The organism is Pseudomonas mucidolens (genome assembly GCF_900106045.1).
Lineage (GTDB): Bacteria > Pseudomonadota > Gammaproteobacteria > Pseudomonadales > Pseudomonadaceae > Aquipseudomonas > Aquipseudomonas mucidolens.
In genome coordinates this window covers 4,519,444-4,539,880 of record NZ_LT629802.1, presented here as the reverse complement: position 1 = coordinate 4,539,880, position 20,437 = coordinate 4,519,444, and the positions used below count along the sequence as shown (strand labels likewise).

The 20,437-nt window shown below is 60.1% G+C and carries 17 protein-coding genes; 16 read left to right on the top strand and 1 reads right to left on the bottom strand.

Annotated features, from left to right (window positions below):
- The first annotated feature begins 59 nt into the window (after positions 1–59).
- The 16 genes from BLU75_RS20860 to BLU75_RS20785 all read left to right on the top strand — a co-directional run bounded on the left by BLU75_RS20860 (position 60) and on the right by BLU75_RS20785 (position 19,571).
- Positions 60–911, top strand: coding sequence for an ABC transporter permease (locus BLU75_RS20860; protein WP_084379876.1), 852 nt, complete (start codon positions 60–62; stop codon positions 909–911).
- A complete protein-coding gene (locus tag BLU75_RS20855) occupies positions 908–1,732 on the top strand; it encodes a quaternary amine ABC transporter ATP-binding protein (RefSeq protein ID WP_084379875.1) in 825 nt (274 codons plus the stop codon). Before BLU75_RS20860 ends, BLU75_RS20855 begins: the two co-directional genes overlap by 4 nt.
- A gap of 135 nt (positions 1,733–1,867) precedes the next feature.
- The gene (locus BLU75_RS20850) at positions 1,868–3,391 is read left to right on the top strand and encodes an HAL/PAL/TAL family ammonia-lyase (protein WP_084379874.1); all 1,524 of its coding nucleotides are present in this window, start codon (positions 1,868–1,870) and stop codon (positions 3,389–3,391) included.
- Positions 3,392–3,417: 26 nt separating this feature from the next.
- Entirely contained in the window at positions 3,418–4,950 is a 1,533-nt protein-coding gene (gene hutH / locus BLU75_RS20845) for a histidine ammonia-lyase (protein WP_084379873.1), read from the top strand.
- Between the two features lie 306 nt (positions 4,951–5,256).
- Positions 5,257–6,666 carry an amino acid permease gene (locus tag BLU75_RS20840; protein WP_084379872.1) on the top strand — a complete coding sequence of 470 codons (1,410 nt, stop codon included), beginning with the start codon at positions 5,257–5,259 and terminating at the stop codon, positions 6,664–6,666.
- A 15-nt stretch (positions 6,667–6,681) separates the two neighbouring features.
- On the top strand, positions 6,682–7,887 hold the full coding sequence (gene hutI, locus BLU75_RS20835; RefSeq protein ID WP_084379871.1) for an imidazolonepropionase: 1,206 nt from the start codon (positions 6,682–6,684) through the stop codon (positions 7,885–7,887).
- A gap of 11 nt (positions 7,888–7,898) precedes the next feature.
- Complete coding sequence (gene hutG, locus BLU75_RS20830) at positions 7,899–8,699, top strand: N-formylglutamate deformylase (RefSeq protein WP_084379870.1); 801 nt, start codon at positions 7,899–7,901, stop codon at positions 8,697–8,699.
- Between the two features lie 140 nt (positions 8,700–8,839).
- On the top strand, positions 8,840–9,547 hold the full coding sequence (locus BLU75_RS20825; RefSeq protein WP_084379869.1) for a class I SAM-dependent methyltransferase: 708 nt from the start codon (positions 8,840–8,842) through the stop codon (positions 9,545–9,547).
- Between the two features lie 174 nt (positions 9,548–9,721).
- Positions 9,722–10,693 (top strand): prolyl aminopeptidase, encoded by a 972-nt coding sequence (gene pip / locus BLU75_RS20820; protein ID WP_084379868.1) that lies wholly within the window; start codon positions 9,722–9,724, stop codon positions 10,691–10,693.
- Positions 10,690–11,127 (top strand): D-aminoacyl-tRNA deacylase, encoded by a 438-nt coding sequence (gene dtd / locus BLU75_RS20815; protein WP_084379867.1) that lies wholly within the window; start codon positions 10,690–10,692, stop codon positions 11,125–11,127. Before pip ends, dtd begins: the two co-directional genes overlap by 4 nt.
- A gap of 268 nt (positions 11,128–11,395) precedes the next feature.
- Positions 11,396–13,132 (top strand): glucan biosynthesis protein G, encoded by a 1,737-nt coding sequence (locus BLU75_RS20810; RefSeq protein WP_084379899.1) that lies wholly within the window; start codon positions 11,396–11,398, stop codon positions 13,130–13,132.
- The gene (gene mdoH / locus BLU75_RS20805; protein WP_084379866.1) at positions 13,125–15,695 is read left to right on the top strand and encodes a glucans biosynthesis glucosyltransferase MdoH; all 2,571 of its coding nucleotides are present in this window, start codon (positions 13,125–13,127) and stop codon (positions 15,693–15,695) included. The genes BLU75_RS20810 and mdoH overlap by 8 nt, the downstream gene beginning before the upstream one ends.
- Positions 15,696–15,936: 241 nt before the next feature.
- Positions 15,937–16,737 carry a transporter substrate-binding domain-containing protein gene (locus BLU75_RS20800; RefSeq protein ID WP_084379865.1) on the top strand — a complete coding sequence of 267 codons (801 nt, stop codon included), beginning with the start codon at positions 15,937–15,939 and terminating at the stop codon, positions 16,735–16,737.
- Between the two features lie 223 nt (positions 16,738–16,960).
- The gene (locus tag BLU75_RS20795) at positions 16,961–17,758 is read left to right on the top strand and encodes a transporter substrate-binding domain-containing protein (RefSeq protein ID WP_084379898.1); all 798 of its coding nucleotides are present in this window, start codon (positions 16,961–16,963) and stop codon (positions 17,756–17,758) included.
- A gap of 126 nt (positions 17,759–17,884) precedes the next feature.
- On the top strand, positions 17,885–18,844 hold the full coding sequence (locus BLU75_RS20790; RefSeq protein ID WP_084379864.1) for an amino acid ABC transporter permease: 960 nt from the start codon (positions 17,885–17,887) through the stop codon (positions 18,842–18,844).
- On the top strand, positions 18,837–19,571 hold the full coding sequence (locus BLU75_RS20785; protein ID WP_084379863.1) for an amino acid ABC transporter ATP-binding protein: 735 nt from the start codon (positions 18,837–18,839) through the stop codon (positions 19,569–19,571). Before BLU75_RS20790 ends, BLU75_RS20785 begins: the two co-directional genes overlap by 8 nt.
- A 15-nt stretch (positions 19,572–19,586) precedes the next feature.
- Here BLU75_RS20785 and BLU75_RS28395 read toward each other — a convergent pair whose 3' ends face one another.
- Entirely contained in the window at positions 19,587–20,291 is a 705-nt protein-coding gene (locus BLU75_RS28395; protein ID WP_414860575.1) for a methyl-accepting chemotaxis protein, read from the bottom strand.
- Between the last annotated feature and the right edge of the window lie 146 nt (positions 20,292–20,437).

Sequence of the window (20,437 nt, the reverse complement as noted above, 5' to 3'; positions counted from 1 at the left end):
CCGGCTACCCTGAACGGTAGCCGGGACCCGGCCACAATTCACTGGATCGAGAGCACGCTATGTTTCCTGAAAACTTTACGTTTTCCACTGCCGACTGGGTCAACGCTTGGGTGGACTCACTGGTGACCAACTACGGGGATGTGTTCCGGCATATCTCCGACACCCTGCTGTGGGCCATCGTCAACCTTGAGGGGATGCTGCGCATGGCGCCCTGGTGGTTGATGCTGGCGATTGTCGGCGGTATTGCCTGGCACGCCACGCGCAAAGTCGTGACCACGGCGGTCATCGTCGGCCTGTTGTTCCTGGTGGGAGCGGTGGGGCTGTGGGACAAACTGATGCAGACCCTGGCGTTGATGCTGGTTGCTACCGTGATCTCGGTGCTGATCGGCATTCCGCTGGGCATTCTGTCGGCGCGCAGCAACCGCCTGCGTTCGGTGCTGATGCCGTTGCTGGACATCATGCAAACCATGCCCAGCTTCGTGTACCTGATTCCGGTGCTGATGCTGTTCGGCCTGGGCAAGGTGCCGGCGATTTTCGCCACGGTGATTTACGCCGCGCCACCGCTGATACGCCTGACCGACCTGGGGATTCGTCAGGTCGACGGCGAAGTGATGGAAGCGATCAACGCATTCGGCGCCAACCGCTGGCAGCAGCTGTTCGGCGTGCAACTGCCGCTGGCCCTGCCGAGCATCATGGCCGGGATCAACCAGACCACCATGATGGCGCTGTCGATGGTGGTCATCGCCTCGATGATCGGTGCCCGTGGCCTGGGGGAAGACGTTCTCGTCGGCATCCAGACCCTCAACGTCGGCCGGGGCCTTGAAGCCGGCCTGGCGATTGTGATTCTCGCCGTGGTCATCGACCGCATTACCCAGGCCTACGGTCGTCCACGGCATGAGGCGAGCAAATGACTACTGTCAGCAAAATCGAAGTGAAAAACGTATTCAAGATTTTCGGTTCCCGCTCCAAGGAGGCGCTGGCGCTTATCGGCCAGGGCAAGACCAAGGATCAGGTATTGGCCGAGACCGGTTGTGTAGTCGGCGTGAATGACCTGTCACTGAACGTAGGCACCGGCGAGATCTTCGTGATCATGGGGCTGTCCGGCTCCGGCAAGTCGACCCTGGTGCGCCACTTCAACCGCCTGATCGACCCTACCAGCGGCGCGATCCTGGTGGACGGCGAAGACATCCTGCAACTGGACATGGAAGCCCTGCGCCAATTCCGGCGGCACAAGATCAGCATGGTGTTCCAGAGCTTCGGCCTGCTGCCCCACAAGAGCGTGCTGGATAACGTCGCCTACGGTCTGAAAGTGCGCGGCGAAAGCAAGCAGGTGTGTGCCGAGCGCGCGTTGCACTGGATCGAAACCGTGGGGCTGAAAGGCTACGAAAACAAGTATCCGCACCAGTTGTCCGGCGGCATGCGTCAACGTGTCGGCCTGGCCCGCGCCCTGGCGGCCGACACCGATATTATTCTGATGGACGAGGCCTTCAGCGCCCTCGATCCGCTGATCCGCGCGGAGATGCAGGACCAGTTGCTGGAACTGCAGAAGACCCTGCACAAAACCATTGTTTTCATCACTCACGACCTCGACGAAGCGGTGCGCATCGGCAACCGCATTGCAATCCTCAAGGACGGCAAGTTGATCCAGGTCGGCACCCCGCGCGAGATCCTGCATTCGCCAGCGGATGAGTACGTGGACCGCTTTGTTCAGCGGCGGGCGGCGGTGGTCTGATTCGAAAACTGTGGCGCGGCGGCTGCTCTTTCGCGAGCAAGCCCGCTCCCACAGGGGAATGCTTGCAAAAGGTGGGAGCGGGCTTGCTCGCGAAAGGGCCGGCAAAGCTGCACAAAAATTCAGGAAGGTATGAAGATGTCCCAGGCTGAAAAAATCATCATCGCCGATGCCCCGCTGCGTTGGCCGGACGTGGTCGCCGTAGCTCGTCACGGCGCGCTGCTCGAACTGTCGGGCCAGGCCTGGGCCCGCATCGACAATGCCCAGGCCATCGTGCAACGCATCGTCGCCAGCGGCGAGCGCGCCTATGGCGTCAACACCGGTTTGGGCGCCTTGTGCAACGTTTCGCTCAAGGGTGAGCAACTGAGCCAATTGTCGCGCAACACCCTGCTCAGTCACGCCTGCGGTGTGGGGGCGCCACTGAGTAACGAGCAGACCCGCGCGATTATCTGCGCCGCGATCATCAATTACAGCCAGGGGAAATCCGGTTTGCACCCGCAGGTGGTGCATGGGTTGCTGGCGCTGCTCAACCATGGCATTACCCCGCAGGTGCCGTCCCAGGGGTCGGTGGGTTACCTGACGCACATGGCGCATATCGGCATTACCCTGCTCGGTGTCGGCCATGTCAGTTATCGGGGCCGCAGCGTTGCGGCTCATGAAGCGCTGGCCGCCGAAGGCTTGCAGCCATTGGTACTGGGAGCCAAGGACGGTCTGAGCCTGGTCAATGGCACGCCCTGCATGACCGGCTTGAGCTGCCTGGCGCTGGCCGATGCCCACCATTTGCTGCAATGGGCCGATGTGATCGGGGCCATGAGTTTCGAAGCGCAACGCGGCCAGATCGACGCGTTCGATGAACAGGTCATCGCTCTCAAGCCACACCCCGGCATGCAGCAAGTCGGTAGCAACCTGCGGGCGCTGCTGGCCGGCAGTGAAGTGATTGGCGCAAGCAAGGGGATTCGTACCCAGGACGCCTTGAGCATACGTTCGATTCCCCAGGTTCATGGTGCCGCCCGCGACCAGTTGGAGCACGCCACCCGGCAGGTTGAAACCGAACTTAACGCTGCCACCGACAATCCCTTGCTGTTGGGCACGCCGGACAACTACCGCGTGGTGTCACAGGCCAATCCTCACGGGCAGTTCGTGGCCCTGGCGGCGGATATGTTGGCCATCGCGATGGCGGAAATCGGCTCCATCGCCGAGCGCCGTCTGGATCGCCTGATCAATCCACATGTCAGCGGCCTGCCGGCGTTCCTGGTGAGCAATCCCGGGGTCAACTCGGGAATGATGATTGTGCAGTATGTCGCCGCTTCCCTGTGCGGGCAGAACCGTCAACTGGCGCAACCGGCGGTACTCGACAACTTCGTCACCTCGGGCCTGCAGGAAGACCACCTGAGCATGGGCACCAACGCCGCATTGAAACTGCACGCGGTGCTGGAAAACGTCACCCGGATCCTCGCCATCGAGTACCTGCTGGCGTCCCAGGCGTTCGAGTTTCTCAAGCAGCAGCGGTTTGGCGTGGGGACCGATACCGCCTGGCGCCTGTTGCGTGAACAGGTCGCGGCCTACGATCAGGATCGCTGGTTGGCGCCGGATATCGAGACCGCTGCGGCGCTGCTCAAGAACCCTGATTTGCTGAATCACGCTTTACCGAATGTGCACTGAAAACCAATTCAACAAGGAGCATCAATGTGACTGCGCTAAATCTGATTCCAGGCCAACTGAGCCTTGCCCAACTGCGGACTATCTACCAGCAGCCGGTCGTCCTCAGCCTGGATGACAGCGCCACGGCGCAGATCGAAGCCAGCGTCGCCTGCGTGGAGCAGATTCTCGCCGAGAACCGCACCGCCTATGGCATCAACACCGGTTTCGGGCTGTTGGCTTCGACCCGCATCGCCAGTGAAGACCTGGAAAACCTCCAGCGTTCCCTGGTGTTGTCCCACGCGGCCGGCGTTGGTGTACCCATCAGCGATGAGCTGGTGCGACTGATCATGGTGCTCAAGGTCAACAGCCTGAGCCGAGGTTTCTCGGGGATTCGCCGGCAGGTGATCGACGCGCTGATCGCGCTGATCAACGCCGAGGTATACCCGCATATTCCGTTGAAAGGTTCGGTCGGTGCTTCCGGCGACCTGGCGCCGCTGGCCCACATGTCCCTGGTACTGCTGGGCGAAGGCAAGGCGCGTTACAAGGGTGAATGGCTGGAGGCTACTGAAGCGCTGAAAGTCGCCGGCCTCGTGCCGCTGACCCTGGCTGCGAAAGAAGGTCTGGCGCTGCTCAACGGTACCCAGGTGTCCAGCGCTTTCGCGCTGCGCGGGCTGTTTGAAGGTGAAGACCTGTTCGCGGCGGCCCTGGCTTGTGGCGGCCTGACGGTGGAGGCTGTGCTGGGTTCGCGCTCGCCGTTCGACGCACGTATTCATGCGGCCCGTGGTCAACGGGGGCAGATCGATTCTGCCGCGGCCTATCGCGATCTGTTGGGTGAGAGCAGCCAGGTTTCCCAGTCCCATCAGAACTGCGACAAGGTACAAGACCCGTACTCCCTGCGTTGCCAGCCGCAAGTCATGGGCGCCTGCCTGACCCAGTTCCGTCAAGCCGCTGAAGTGCTGGTGATCGAAGCCAACGCGGTGTCGGATAACCCGCTGGTATTCGCCGCCGAAGGTGACGTGATTTCCGGCGGCAACTTCCACGCCGAGCCGGTGGCCATGGCCGCCGACAACATGGCTTTGGCCATCGCCGAAATCGGCTCCCTGAGCGAGCGCCGCATCTCGTTGATGATGGATAAGCACATGTCGCAACTGCCGCCGTTTCTGGTGGGCAATGGCGGGGTCAACTCCGGTTTCATGATCGCCCAGGTGACAGCGGCGGCCCTGGCCAGTGAAAACAAGGCGTTGGCCCATCCCCATAGCGTCGACAGCTTGCCGACATCCGCGAACCAGGAAGACCACGTTTCCATGGCCCCGGCGGCCGGTAAGCGGCTGTGGGAAATGGCCGAGAACACTCGCGGGATTTTGGCCGTTGAATGGTTGGCCGCGTGCCAGGGCCTGGATCTGCGTGACGGTCTGAAAACCTCGCCAAAGCTGGAACAGGCCCGGGGGATATTGCGCAGCAAGGTGGCGTTTTATGAGAAGGACCGGTTCTTTGCGCCGGACATCAATGCCGCCAGTGAGTTGTTGGCCAGCCGTTGCTTGAATGAGCTGGTGCCTGGGCAGTTGTTGCCGAGTTTGTGAAGAGGGCGCCGATTCTGGTCGCTGTCAAAATCGGCGTTCGATTCGCACTCTCAGGTCTCAGGATTGAAACCAGGCAACTCGGTCAGTCCCCTCACCCCTCAGGGCAAATTTTGCCTCAACGCTTAAATCCAAGCAGATAGGGCTGTTGTGGCAAGCCCGCTCGCCACAGGGACATTTGTCAGTTTCTGAAAATTATGTAGATACCTATGCCCTCTGGGTGGAGGGTTAGGGTGGATCTCCCGGGTGCCGAGTGTTCCCGGTCACCCCTTCCATTCTTCTCCGGACAAAAATAATTAGGGACGAGAAATGCACCAGCAACAACAGGGTTTAAAACGCGGCCTGAACGCCCGCCACATTCGCTTCATGGCCCTCGGATCCGCCATCGGCACCGGGCTGTTCTACGGTTCCGCCTCCGCCATCCAGATGGCCGGCCCGGCGGTACTCCTGGCCTACCTGATCGGCGGTGCCGCGGTCTTCATGGTCATGCGCGCCCTCGGCGAAATGGCCGTACACAACCCGGTCGCGGGTTCCTTCGGCCAGTACGCCAGCACCTACCTGGGACCCATGGCCGGGTTTGTCCTTGGTTGGACCTACGCATTTGAAATGATCATTGTCTGCCTGGCGGATGTCACCGCGTTTGGCATCTACATGGGCTTCTGGTTTCCCGAGGTCGCGCGCTGGATCTGGGTGCTGGGCATCGTCCTGCTGATTGGCGGGCTGAACTTGTGCAACGTCAAAGTCTTTGGCGAAATGGAGTTCTGGCTGTCGCTGCTCAAGGTCGGGGCCATTGTCGCGATGATCCTCGGCGGCTTCGGCATCATGCTGTTCGGCGTTCATGCCGCCGGTGCCGCGCCGGCTACCGGACTGAGTAACTTGTGGGCCCACGGTGGCTTCATGCCCAATGGCTTCGGTGGCTTGATTGCGTCCTTCGCGGTGGTGATGTTTGCCTTTGGCGGCATCGAAATCATCGGTATCACCGCAGGCGAAGCCAAGGACCCGCAGCGCGTTATTCCGAAGGCGATCAACGCCGTGCCGTTGCGTATCCTGCTGTTCTACGTGCTGACGCTGTTTGTGCTGATGGCGATCTATCCATGGCCGCAGATCGGCAGCCAGGGCAGCCCGTTCGTGCAGATCTTCAGCAACCTGGGGATTGGCTCGGCGGCAACTATCCTCAACATCGTGGTGATTTCGGCGGCCGTCTCGGCCATCAACAGCGATATCTTCGGCGCCGGTCGCATGATGTACGGCCTGGCCCAACAAGGGCAGGCGCCCAAGGGTTTTGCGCAACTGTCGCGGCAGGGTGTGCCGTGGATGACCGTACTGGTCATGGGCGCGGCGTTGTTGGGCGGTGTGGTGTTGAACTACCTGATTCCGGAAAACGTATTCCTGGTGATCGCCTCGATTGCCACCTTCGCCACCGTCTGGGTGTGGCTGATGATCCTGTTTACGCAAGTGGCGATGCGCCGCTCGATGAGCAAGGAACAGGTCGCCGAACTGAAATTCCCGGTGCCGTTCTGGCCCTATGCGCCGGCCGCGGCGATTGTGTTCATGCTGTTTATTTTCGGTGTGCTGGGCTACTTCCCGGACACCCAGGCCGCCTTGATGGTCGGTGCTGTGTGGATCGTGCTGCTGGTGATCGCTTACCTGCTATGGGTCAAACCGGCTGCCGGGCAAGCCGCCAAGGTTCACTACGACCCGGCTTTTTCTCACCGATAACGGATGGAGGCGCGGATGAAAACGCTTTGGCAACACTGCCACATCGCAACCATGGCTCAAGGCAAGTACTCGATCATCGAGGATGCCGCGATGGTCACGGCCGGTACGCTGATCGAATGGATCGGCCCACGGGCACAACTACCGAGTGGCGATTACGCGCAGATCCACGACCTGCACGGCGCGTGGGTCACGCCCGGGCTGATCGACTGCCACACCCACACGGTGTTCGGCGGCAATCGTAGCGGCGAGTTCGAGCAGCGCCTGCAAGGTGTGAGTTATGCCGAGATTGCCGCGGCCGGCGGAGGAATTGCCTGCACGGTACGGGCGACTCGCGCGGCAACGGAAGACCAGTTGTTCGCCAGCGCCCACAAACGCTTGCGCAGTTTGCTGCGCGACGGTGTGACGACGGTGGAGATCAAGTCCGGCTATGGCCTCGACCTGGTCAACGAACGCAAGATTTTGCGCGTGATTCGTCGTCTCGGTGAAACGCTGCCGGTCAGCGTGCGCGCCACCTGCCTGGCGGCTCACGCCTTGCCGCCGGAATACACGGAGCGCGCCGACGCCTACATCGAGCATATCTGCAGCGAGATGCTGCCGACCTTGGCCGCGGAAGGCCTGGTGGATGCAGTAGATGCCTTCTGCGAGTACCTGGCGTTTACGCCGGCGCAGGTCGAGCGAGTGTTTGTCGTCGCCCGGCAACTCGGCTTGCCGGTGAAACTGCACGCCGAACAGTTGTCGTCCCTGCACGGCTCCAGCCTGGCCGCACGCTACCAGGCGTTGTCGGCCGATCACCTGGAGTTCATGACCGAAGACGACGCCATCGCCATGGCCGCCGCAGGCACCGTCGCCGTGCTGTTGCCGGGGGCGTTCTACTTCCTGCGCGAAACCCAGCTGCCGCCGATGGACGCCCTGCGCAAGCATGCGGTGAAGATCGCCATTGCCAGTGACCTGAACCCCGGCACCTCGCCCGCGCTGTCCGTGCGCCTGATGTTGAACATGGCCTGCACGCTGTTCCGCATGACCCCGGAAGAAGCCTTGGCCGGCGTTACGCAACACGCCGCCACCGCCTTGGGCATGGGCGTTACCCACGGCTCGCTGGAAGTCGGCAAGGTCGCCGACTTCGTGGCCTGGCAGATCGATCGTCCCGCCGATCTGGCGTATTGGCTGGGTGGCGAGCTGGATAAACGCGTCGTGCGCCATGGCGTCGACGTCACCGTGTAAGGAGTACCGTTGTGGATAACGTTCTGAATTTCAAGCAAGGCCGCGTACCACTGCTGATCAGCATGCCCCATGCCGGCCTGCGACTGACGCCAGCGGTGGAGGCCGGGCTGATTGCGCAGGCACAAAGCCTGCCGGACACCGACTGGCATATTCCTAGGTTGTATGACTTTGCCGAAGCGCTGGGCGCCAGTACCTTGGCCGCCGAGTACTCGCGCTTCGTCATCGACCTCAACCGGCCCGCCGACGACGCACCGTTGTACGCCGGTGCCACCACCGGTCTGTATCCGGCGACGCTGTTTGAGGGGGTGCCGCTGTTTCGTGAGGGGATGGAACCGTCGAAAGTCGAACGATCGACTTACCTGGAGCAGGTCTGGATGCCTTATCACCAGACCTTGCACGCCGAACTGGCGCGGCTCAAGGCCGAGTTCGGCTACGCCTTGCTGTTTGATGCCCATTCGATCCGTTCGGTAATCCCGCACCTGTTCGAGGGCAAACTGCCGGATTTCAACCTGGGCACCTTCAACAACGTCGCCTGCGATCCGCACCTGGCCAGCCAGCTTGAAGCTATCTGCGCTGAACATCCGCAGTACACCCATGTGCTGAACGGGCGTTTCAAGGGCGGCCATATCACCCGTCACTACGGCAATCCGGCGGAGAATATCCATGCGGTGCAACTGGAGTTGGGGCAGTGCACGTATATGGAGGAGTTCGAGCCGTTCAACTATCGAGCGGATCTGGCCGAGCCGACGCGGGTGGTGCTCAAGCAACTGTTGCAAGGTTTGCTGGCATGGGGGCAGCAGCGCTATGACTGAGGCTGTCGGTAGATTGTAGGTAGTTTCTTTTCTTGGCGTAGTTCAGGTCTTGTTCGGCCAATTGTCGCCTAACGTTGATTGAGCGCTTTTTCTGGCTGGGATTAAGGTCTTTCCTCGACTCTCTCAGGGAAGACGTACGCATGGATGTCTATACCAAAACCTTGAATCAAACCGGCTTTGCGTTGAATGCGGTGCTGGACCCCGTCGCGCAACAGTTTGTCGAGTTTACCCAAGGCGCTTCGCTTCCGGTTCTGGAACTGGGGTGTGCGTATGGCATGTCGAGCCTGGCATGCCTGGGCAACCGCGTGACCCTGATCCTCAACGACCTGGATGAGCGTCATCTGCGCAGCGCTATGGAACGTTGCCCGGTGCACCAGCGAAACCATCTGGTGCTGCTCCCCGGTGACTTGGAAACCTTGCCGATCCTGGAGCGCTCGCTCGCCGCGATCTTGTGCTGTCGTGTTATCCATTTCTTCGATCCGGACAAAGTGCTGCGTTCGCTGGCGCGTGTGCGTCACTGGCTGGCCCCTGGAGGCAAGGCATTTTTCACGGTGGAATCGCCGTACCTGGGGATTTGGCCGAAGTTCTACGAAGACTTTCAACGGAGGCGGCACCAAGGGCTGCTTTTTCCGGGCCATATGCGCGTGCGCGACTACGTTTGCGACAACGATATTGCCGCCAACCTGCCAGAATGGATGAACCTCTTCGATGTTGAAACGCTGAGCGAGGTGTTCAGAGTCAGTGGTTTTCAGGTTGAGTCATGCCAATTCATTCCTCGGCCCTACTTCTTTGAACAACTGCGGCTTGATGGCCGTGAGAGCGTGGGAATCATTGCGGTAAAGCACTGAGGTGGCACGCTGTGCACCTCGTGGTACAACATCGGTTCATGGCTGTTTGCGGGCTGCCGACACAGGTCTGAGTCCTCAAGGACATGCTCATTGCACAATTCGGGTTTATGATGCCAGACGGCAGAAAAACAGACGTCCCCCCAGGGATGGACCCGACCCCTTACGGAGTGCGCAATGCAGACTTTGTACCCGCAGATCAAACCCTACGCCCGGCACGATCTGGCCGTCGATGAAACCCATGTGCTGTATGTCGATGAGAGTGGTTCCCCGGAAGGCTTGCCGGTCGTGTTCATCCATGGCGGCCCTGGTGCCGGTTGCGACGCCAATAGCCGCTGCTATTTCGATCCGAACCTGTACCACATTGTCACCTTCGATCAGCGCGGTTGTGGTCGTTCGACGCCACGGGCCAACCTGGAAAACAACACCACCTGGGACCTGGTGGCCGACCTTGAGCGGATTCGCGAGCACCTGGGTATCGAAAAATGGGTGCTGTTCGGCGGCTCCTGGGGTTCGACCCTGGCGCTGGCCTACGCGCAAACCCATCCCGAACGCGTGCACGGCTTGATTGTACGGGGCATTTTCCTGGCCCGCCCCCAGGATATTCAATGGTTCTACCAGGCCGGCGCCAGCCGCCTGTTTCCGGACTACTGGCAGGATTACATCGCGCCCATCCCCCAGGAGGAGCGCCATGACCTGCTCCGCGCTTACCACAAACGCCTGACGGGCAACGACCAGATTGCCCAAATGCATGCCGCCAAGGCCTGGTCCACCTGGGAGGGCCGCATGTTGGGGCTGTGTCCGAACCCGCAGATCATCGAGCGGTTCGCGGAGCCTCAGCGGGCCTTGTCGATTGCGCGTATTGAATGCCATTACTTCACCAACAATTCTTTCCTCGAGCCCAATCAACTGATTCGCGACATGCACAAGATCGCTCACTTGCCGGGCGTCATCATTCATGGTCGCTACGACATGATTTGCCCGCTCGATAATGCCTGGGAGCTGCATCAGGCCTGGCCGAACAGTGAATTGCAGGTGATCCGCGAGGCGGGCCACGCGGCTTCCGAACCCGGTATCACCGATGCGTTGGTGCGTGCGGCGAGCGAGATGGCACGGCGCCTGCTTGATTTGCCGCCTGAAGAAGCATGAAGGGGCTTTTGCAGCGGGTGCGTGGCGCCCGGGTCGAAGTGGCAGGGGACGTGGTCGGCGCGATAGACCAGGGTTTGTTGGTGCTGGTGGCTGTCGAACCTTCAGATACGCTCGAGAGCGCCGACAAACTGCTGCATAAGCTGCTTAACTACCGGGTGTTCAGTGACGATGAGGGTAAGATGAACCGCTCGTTGAAGGACATTGCGGGCGGTTTGCTGCTGGTGTCGCAGTTCACCCTCGCGGCGGATACCAGGAGCGGTCTGCGGCCTAGCTTCTCCACGGCAGCACCGCCGGCGCTGGGCGAAGCGCTTTTCGACCACTTGCTGTCACAAGCGCAACAATTGCATGGCACGGTCGCGTCGGGGCGTTTTGGCGCGGATATGCAGGTGCATTTGGTGAATGACGGCCCTGTCACCTTCCTCCTGCAGACCTGAATCCATGAAAAACGACGTTTAGCGCCTGAAAGCGCAAGTTTTAGCTACAAATACTTCGTTGCCCCTGCTGCGTTATTTAACGGGCTACTAGATAATCGCGCGCTACGGGGGATCAGCGTTAATTGGTCCATTTTTGACTTAGGTAGAGTCTTGTCCGATGACCATTGGGGAATCATTTAGCCCCTCAGGAGTCGGAACAATGCTCGCCAACCTGGCATATAGATAGCTGGCCGTTGGTTTCATGATCTGTTTTCGGCGAGGGTTGCTCGTGATTGTTAGTCCCTGTAATGCACCAAAATTGTCTGCCAAACGGTTACGAAACGCACTGGTAACGGGCTCTGCCCTGTTTTGCCTGTTCGGCGCGGGTCAACTGTGGGCATTCAGTCTGGATGATGTGTCGGCCAAGGCAAAAGAGCTGGCTGGGCAAAAATACGAAGCCCCGCGCAGCAATCTGCCGAACGAATTTCGCGAAATGAAATTCGCGGATTACCAGAAAATTCGTTTCCGCAATGAAAAAGCCGAATGGGCCGATCAGAAAACTCCGTTCAAGCTGTCTTTCTATCACCAGGGTATGCACTTTGATACGCCGGTGAAGATCAATGAAGTCACGGCCACTGATGTCCACGAAATCAAGTACGACCCGACGCGTTTCGATTTTGGCGACCTCAAGTTCGATCCCAAGGCGACCGAACAGTTGGGTTACGCCGGCTTTCGCGTGCTGTACCCGATCAACAAGGACGACAAACAAGACGAAATCATGACCATGCTCGGCGCCAGCTATTTCCGCGTCGTGGGTAAAGGTCAGGTTTATGGCTTGTCCGCGCGTGGCATGGCGATCGACACCGCGCTGCCGTCTGGCGAAGAGTTTCCGCGTTTTACCGAATTCTGGATCGAGCGTCCAAAACCGGGTGACAAGCACCTGGTGATCTTTGCACTGCTGGATTCGCCACGGGCCACAGGCGCTTATCGCCTGATCCTGCGTCCGGGTACCGACACCATTGTCGACGTCAAGTCGCAGATGTTCCTGCGCGAAAACGTCAGCAAACTGGGCGTGGCACCGTTGACCAGCATGTTCCTGTTCGGCGCCAACCAGCCGTCCAAGGTCCTCAACTACCGTCGTGAACTGCATGATTCCAGCGGCCTGTCGATCCATGCCGGCAACGGCGAGTGGATCTGGCGCCCACTGAACAACCCGAAACACCTGTCGGTCAGCAACTTCTCGGTGGAAAACCCGCGTGGTTTCGGCTTGTTGCAACGTGGCCGTAATTTCAGCCAATACGAAGACCTTGACGACAACTACGACAAGCGCCCAAGCGCCTGGATCGAGCCCCAGGGCGATTGGGGCAAGGGCTCCGTCGACCTGGTCGAGATTCCGACCGCCGATGAGACCAACGACAACATCGTGGCTTTCTGGAGCCCGGCAGAATTGCTCAAGCCGGGCGAGCCGCTGGACATCAGCTACCGCCTGCACTGGACCCTCAACGATGCGCCGTTCCACTCGCCTGACAGCGCTTGGGTCAAGCAGACCCTGCGTTCCACCGGTGACGTGAAGCAATCCAACCTGATCCGCCAGCCAGACGGCAGCGTGGCTTATCTGGTGGACTTCGAAGGCCCGTCCCTGAAGGCCTTGAAAGAAGATGCCCCGGTACGTAGCCAGGTCAGCGTCGGTGAAAATGGCGAAATCGTGGAAAACAGCGTTCGCTACAACCCGCACACCCAAGGCTGGCGCCTGACCCTGCGCTTGAAGATCAAGGACGCCGGGAAACCGACTGAAATGCGCGCTGCGCTGGTCCAGGATATCGTCGAGCCGAAGGCGGAGAAGGTTTCGTCCCAAGTTCTGAAAACTGACAAGGCCTTGGCCAAGCAGCACGAGAAACAGGCCAAAAAAGACGCCAAGGACAAGCAAGCCAAGCAGCCAGAAGCTGCCCCAGCCACTCCGGAGCCGATCAAGACTGAGCAAGTCCTGACCGAAACCTGGAGCAATCAGTTGCCTGCCGATGATTAATTCCCAAGTACAGCCAGAAACGCTTGCCGAGTACCTGGCGCATCTGCCGATGACCGATGAGCAGCGCGCCGAACTGGCGGGCTGCACGTCCTTCTCTGAATTGCATGAGCGTCTTTCGTCCTCGACGTTTGATGCGCCGGTCGATGCCGCCCAGGCATCGGTAGGGCGTCGGCTGACCCTCAACAGCGCCGAGGAATTGGCGGAAGCCGAAATGCTGGTGCTCGACGCCAGCGGTCGGGTATGCCTGAAAGCCACGCCGCCGATCCGTCGCACCAAAGTGGTGCCCGAGCCTTGGCGCACCAATATCCTGGTGCGTGGTTGGCGTCGCCTGACCGGGCGCACCAACCCGCCAGCCCCGAAAAAAGACGAGCGTGTGCTGCCGGCTGCGCGCTGGCGCACCGTGGGCTCGATTCGCCGCTACATCCTGTTGGTGCTGATGCTCGGCCAGACGATTGTCGCCGGCTGGTACATGAAAGGCATCATGCCGTACCAGGGCTGGTCCTTCGTCGATATGGAAGAAATCCGCAACCAGACGCTGCTGCAAACCGCTACCCAAGTGCTGCCTTATGCCCTGCAAACCAGCATTCTGATTCTGTTCGGGATTCTGTTCTGCTGGGTGTCTGCGGGTTTCTGGACGGCGCTGATGGGCTTTCTCGAATTGCTCACCGGCCACGACAAATACCGTATTTCCGGTAAAAGTGCTGGCGATGAGCCGATCCCCAGGGATGCCCGCACCGCGCTGGTGATGCCGATCTGCAACGAAGATGTACCTCGGGTGTTTGCCGGTCTGCGAGCGACGTTCGAGTCGGTGGCTGCCACAGGTGACCTGGATCGTTTCGACTTCTTTGTCCTCAGTGACAGTAACGAGGCCGATATCTGTATCGCCGAACAGCAAGCCTGGCTTGATGTGTGCCGCGAAGCCGGTGGTTTCGGCAAGATCTTCTATCGCCGCCGCCGCCGCCGCGTCAAACGCAAGAGCGGCAACCTCGACGACTTCTGCCGTCGCTGGGGCGGTGATTACAAGTACATGGTGGTGCTCGACGCCGACAGCGTGATGAGCGGTGAATGCCTGACCAGCCTGGTGCGCTTGATGGAAGCCACGCCGGACGCCGGGATCATCCAGACCGCGCCACGGGCCTCGGGCATGGACACGCTGTATGCGCGCATGCAGCAGTTCGCGACCCGCGTCTATGGTCCGCTGTTCACCGCCGGCCTGCACTTCTGGCAACTGGGTGAATCGCATTACTGGGGTCACAACGCGATTATCCGCATGAAGCCGTTTATCGAGCATTGCGCCCTGGCGCCGCTGCCCGGTAAAGGCGCGTTTGCCGGTGCGATCCTCTCCCACGACTTCGTTGAAGCGGCACTGATGCGCCGTGCTGGCTGGGGCGTGTGGATTGCCTACGATTTGCCTGGCAGCTACGAAGAGCTGCCGCCGAACCTGCTGGATGAACTCAAGCGTGACCGTCGCTGGTGCCACGGTAACCTGATGAACTTCCGCCTGTTCCTGGTCAAAGGCATGCACCCGGTGCACCGCGCCGTATTCCTCACCGGGGTGATGTCGTACCTGTCGGCGCCGTTGTGGTTCTTCTTCCTGGTGCTGTCCACCGCTTTGCTGGCGGTTAACACCCTGATGGAGCCACAGTACTTCATGGCGCCTCGCCAGTTGTACCCGTTGTGGCCGCAATGGCATCCGGAGAAGGCGGTGGCGCTGTTCTCCACCACTATCGTGTTGCTCTTCCTGCCGAAACTGTTGAGCATCATCCTGATCTGGGCCAAGGGCGCGAAAGAGTTCGGTGGCAAGTTCAAGGTGACCTTGTCGATGCTGCTGGAGATGCTGTTCTCCATGTTGCTGGCGCCGGTACGGATGATTTTCCACACCCGCTTCGTGCTCGCCGCGTTCCTCGGCTGGGCCGCGACCTGGAACTCGCCGAAACGCGATGACGACTCCACGCCGTGGGGCGAGGCGGTCAAACGTCACGGTCCGCAGACCTTGCTCGGCTTCTTCTGGGCATTGCTGGTGGTGTGGTTGAACCCGAGCTTCCTGTGGTGGCTGGTGCCGATCGTCGGCTCGCTGATGCTGTCGATACCGGTGTCGGTGATTTCCAGTCGGGTCAAGCTGGGCCTCAAGTCCCGCGACGAAAGCCTGTTCCTGATCCCCGAGGAATACAATCCGCCCCAGGCGCTGCTGTCGACTGACCAATACACCCATGAAAACCGCTGGCATGCATTGAATGACGGTTTTGTACGGGCGGTGGTCGATCCGCAGCAGAACGCATTGGCCTGTGCCCTGGCGACCTCTCGCCATGGTCAGGCGGAGCCGATTGAGTGGCTGCGTACCGAGCGTGTTCGCCATGCGTTGAAGGTCGGCCCGGCCGGTCTCGACAACGCTGAGCGCCTGGCCTTGCTCAGCGACCCGGTCGCCCTGGCTCGCTTGCATGAGCAAGTCTGGAGCGAAGGTCACACCGAGTGGCTGGGGGCCTGGCGTGGTTCGGTCGAATCCGATCCGCATGCGCCGTTGCTGCCGCTCAAGCCACTGGTGTCGCAGGCTCAGCCAGCCTGATTCGGACGCCCCCGAGGCAGGTCTCGGGGGCGTTTGAAGCGTTACTCCTACAGCGTTTGCGCTTTCTGCTCTATCTGCATAACTCCTTGTTATTTCGAAACAAAAGACCTTTGCTCAAGGCATATTGCGGTGCCTGGGAGTGGGTTAGGATCGCCCCCCGAAATCTGACTCGGCCGTCTCTGGTTTGCGCTCAAACCGCAAGGCTCGGCACGCGGCTGATCAATGAAAAAAGGGGTGTTGCATGATCACAAGGTATTTGTCGGTGCTGCTGCTGGGCATCGTCACGTTTTTTCACCTGGACCTGGCGCGGGCGGGCGCCATTGAGGATGCCGTACGGCGCGGAGTGCTGAAAGTAGGCACCAATCCCGCTTATATTCCCTTTGAAATGACCGACAAGCGGGGACATATCGTTGGCTTCGAGATCGATCTGCTGCAGGAAATGAGCAAAGCGCTGGGTGTGGAACTGGAGTTGGTCCCGGTGGCTTATACCGATCTGATCCCGGGCCTGTTGGCCGACCAGTTCGACATGATTGGCAGCGGCATGACCGTGACCCAGAAACGCAACCTGCAGCTCAACTTCAGCGACGCGTTCATCATTGTCGGCCAGACCATCCTGCTTCATCCCAGGCTGGCAGGAAAGGTCAGCAGTGTCGAAGACTTGAACGAGGCCGGCTATCGGATCGCGGCAACGGACGGCACCACGGGAGAAGCCGCGGCCCAGCGTTTTTTGGGCGCGGCGCACTTGCGCAGTTTTCCGACACCGGAGGAAGGTGTGCAGCAGTTAGTCGACGGTGAAGTCGATGCCTTTATTCATGATGCGCCCTACAACCTGATCGCCATGGTCAAGCCGCAAAACCGCGAGCTGTTGGCCCTGGAGCAGCCCTTTACCTACGAACCGCTGGCGTTTGGCTTGAAAAAGGGTGATTACGACAGCCTCAACTGGATCAATCATTTTCTCAATCAGATAGCCCAGGATGGCACCTATGATCGCCTGCATGACAAGTGGTTCAGGGATACGGACTGGCTGTCGGAGATAGACTGATGCGCAAGGCCGCAAACATTTAGGCAACGGGCCCGGTTCCTGCAATGGAGGTGCCAGTGCTGTTTTTTCCTGGGGCCTGATAGGTTTTTTCTGTCATAACCGCCAACAAATCCCGGCTAGACCTTTGTCGCGATGGTCGAGTGGGTTAGCATCGCTGCGCTAAGAATAGTGCAGCCCTACTGGGGGCTGACCGCACAATAAAATGAGTTCAGGGGACATGGTGATGAAAAAGTATCTTTCGATGCTGTTGCTCGGCGTCACGTCGTTGTTGGCCGTCAGTGCGGCCCAGGCGGGTGCGATTGACGACGCGGTCAAGCGCGGGACGCTGAAAGTTGGCATGGACCCGACCTACATGCCGTTCGAGATGACTAACAAACGTGGTGAGATCATTGGCTTTGAGGTCGACCTGCTCAAGGCGCTGGCCAAGTCCATGGGCGTCAAGCTGGAGCTGGTCTCCACCGGTTACGACGGTATCATCCCGGCATTCCTGACCGGCAAGTTCGACATGATCGGCAGCGGCATGACCCTGACCCAGGAGCGCAATCTGCGCCTGAACTTCAGCGAACCCTTCATTGTGGTTGGCCAGACCCTGCTGATTCGCAAAGAGCTGGAAGGCACTATCAAGTCCTACAAAGACCTTAATGACGAAAAATATCGCCTGACCTCCAAGCTTGGCACCACCGGTGAGATGCAGGCCAAGAAGTTGATCTCCAAGGCCAAGTACCACGGCTACGACAACGAGCAGGAAGGTGTGCTCGACGTGGTCAACGGCAAGGCTGACGCGTTCGTCTATGACGCACCGTATAACGTTGTGGCAGAGAAAAAAGTCGGCAGCGGCAAGCTGGTGCACCTCGACGAACCCTTCACCTATGAGCCGCTGGCCTTTGGCCTGAAGAAGGGCGACTACGACAGCATCAACTTCATCAATAACTTCCTGCACCAGATCAAGCACGACGGCACCTACGATCGTCTCCATGACAAGTGGTTCAAACGCTCCGAGTGGCTCAAGGACATGGAATAAAGCTGTTTGAGTACCGAGTCGCACCTATCGCGAGCAAGCCCGCTCCCACCTTTGGAAGGCATTCCAAGGTGGGAGGGCTTGCTCGCGATGTCGGCCTGACAGGCGACATCAATCCCGGAATCCGTAATGAAACAGAAAAAAGCCCAATGGCCCTGGCACCTGCTGACCTTGCTGGTGCTGGTTGGCCTGGCGGGTGCGTTGTACTACGCCACCTCGCTGATGTCCTACGAATGGCGCTGGAACCGCGTACCGCAATATTTTGCCTATCAAGCCGAAGAGCCCCAGCGGGCGGCGGATATCTCCACCGTCATTGAACTGGTGCGCAACGGTGATACCGCCCGAGTGACCCTGCGCAACGATGCCGGCGGCGAGCAACAACTGACTGTCGCCGAGGACAGCCTGCAAGTGGCGCGCGGCGATGATGTGGCCGAGGGCGATGCGGTCGGCGTGACTCGGCACTGGGCGCTGGGCCCGCTGATGTGGGGTTTGTGGACCACGCTGTGGCTGTCGTTGGTGTCCGGTATCCTGGGTCTGCTGATTGGCTTGGCGACAGGGCTGTGTCGGTTATCGAATAACCCGACCTTGCGTGACTTGTCGACGATTTACGTCGAGTTGGTGCGCGGCACGCCGCTGTTGGTGCAGATTTTCATTTTCTATTTCTTCATCGGTACGGTGCTGAATCTGTCTCGCGAGTTTGCCGGTATCGCAGCGCTGTCGTTGTTCACCGGGGCTTACGTGGCGGAAATCGTTCGCGCGGGTGTGCAGTCGATTGCCCGTGGCCAAGGTGAGGCCGCGCGCTCCCTGGGCTTGAGTGCCGGCCAATCGATGCGCCATGTGGTGTTGCCGCAAGCCTTCAAGCGGGTGCTGCCACCGTTGGCCGGACAATTTATCAGCCTGGTCAAGGACACCTCGCTGGTGTCGGTGATCGCCATTACCGAGTTGCTCAAGAGCGGGCGTGAAGTCATCACCACCTCATTCTCGCCCTTCGAAATCCTGTTCTGTGTGGCAGGCTTGTACCTGCTGATCAACCTGCCGCTGTCGAAAATGGCCAGCCGGCTTGAGCGGAGGCTCGCGCAAAGTGATTGAAGTTCGCGATCTGGTAAAAGTCTTCGACACCCGTGGGCAAGTGGTCCGTGCGGTGGATAACGTCAGCACCCAGGTGGCCAAGGGCGAGGTGTTGGTAGTGATTGGCCCGTCTGGCTCTGGCAAATCGACCTTCCTGCGCTGCCTGAATGGCCTGGAAGAATTCGATTCCGGCTCGGTGAGCATCGACGGCCTGCAACTGGCTGACCCGAAAACCGACGTGAATGCCTACCGGCGGGAGGTGGGCATGGTGTTTCAACACTTCAACCTGTTCCCTCACATGACCGTGTTGGAGAACCTGTGCCTGGCGCAGAAAGTCGTGCGCAAGCGCGGCAAGCGAGAGCGTGAAGCCAAGGCCCTGGCGTTACTGGAGAAGGTGGGCATTGCGCAGAAAGCCAACGAGTTCCCGTCGCGGCTTTCCGGTGGTCAGCAACAGCGCGTGGCGATTGCCCGGGCGCTGGCGATGGAGCCCAAGGTCATGCTGTTCGACGAACCCACTTCGGCGCTGGATCCGGAAATGGTTGGCGAAGTGCTCGACGTCATGAAGACCCTGGCCCTGGAAGGCATGACCATGGTCTGCGTGACCCACGAAATGGGGTTCGCCCGGGAAGTGGCGGATCGGGTGCTGTTTTTCGATCATGGCAAGCTGTTGGAAGACGCGGCTCCGGCGCAGTTTTTCGATGCGCCGAAGGATCCCCGTGCCCAGGCGTTTTTGCGCCAGGTACTGTAAGCCCGCCAAGAACCATCAGATCCGGAAACGCCCGACCAGACTTTGCAGGTAAACCCCCAGCCGTGCCAGCTCCGCGCTGGACGCGGCGGTTTCTTCGCTGGCCGCCGAGGTCTGTTCTGAAACGTCACGTACGTTGAGCACGCTGCGGTTGATTTCCTCGGCCACGGCGCTCTGTTGTTCGGCCGCCGTGGCGATTTGCTGGTTCATCGCCTGGATGGCCGAGACGGTACGCGTGATGTTCTCCAGCGCGCTACCGGCGCGACGGGTCAACTCGACGCTGCTGTCGGTCAGACCACGGCTGTTATCCATGATGGTCGCGACTTGTTGTGTGCCGCTTTGCAGGCCGGCAATCAGTTCCTCGATTTCCTCGGTGGACTGCTGCGTGCGCAGTGCCAGGCTGCGTACTTCATCGGCCACGACGGCGAAACCGCGCCCGGCTTCACCGGCGCGAGCGGCTTCAATCGCGGCGTTGAGGGCCAGCAGGTTGGTTTGCTGGGCGACGGACTTGATCACGTCCAGCACGCTGCCGATCTTGTCGCTTTCACGTTTGAGGTGGCCCATGGCTTCGGTGGAGTTACCGACTTCGCTGGCCAGGCGTTCGATCTGGGCGATGGCCTCACCCACCACCTTGTCGCCTTCGCGGGCCTGTTGGTCGGCGGCAGCGGCGGCTTCCGACGCTTCCTCGGCGTTGCGCGCCACTTCCTGCACCGTGGCAGTCATTTCGTTCATGGCCGTGGCCACTTGGTCGGTTTCGACTTTCTGGCTGTTGACCCCGGCGCTGGTCTGTTCGGTCACGGCCGACAATTGTTCGGCGGCGCTGGCAATTTGCGTTACGCCATCGCTGATGCCACCGATCAGCTCGCGCA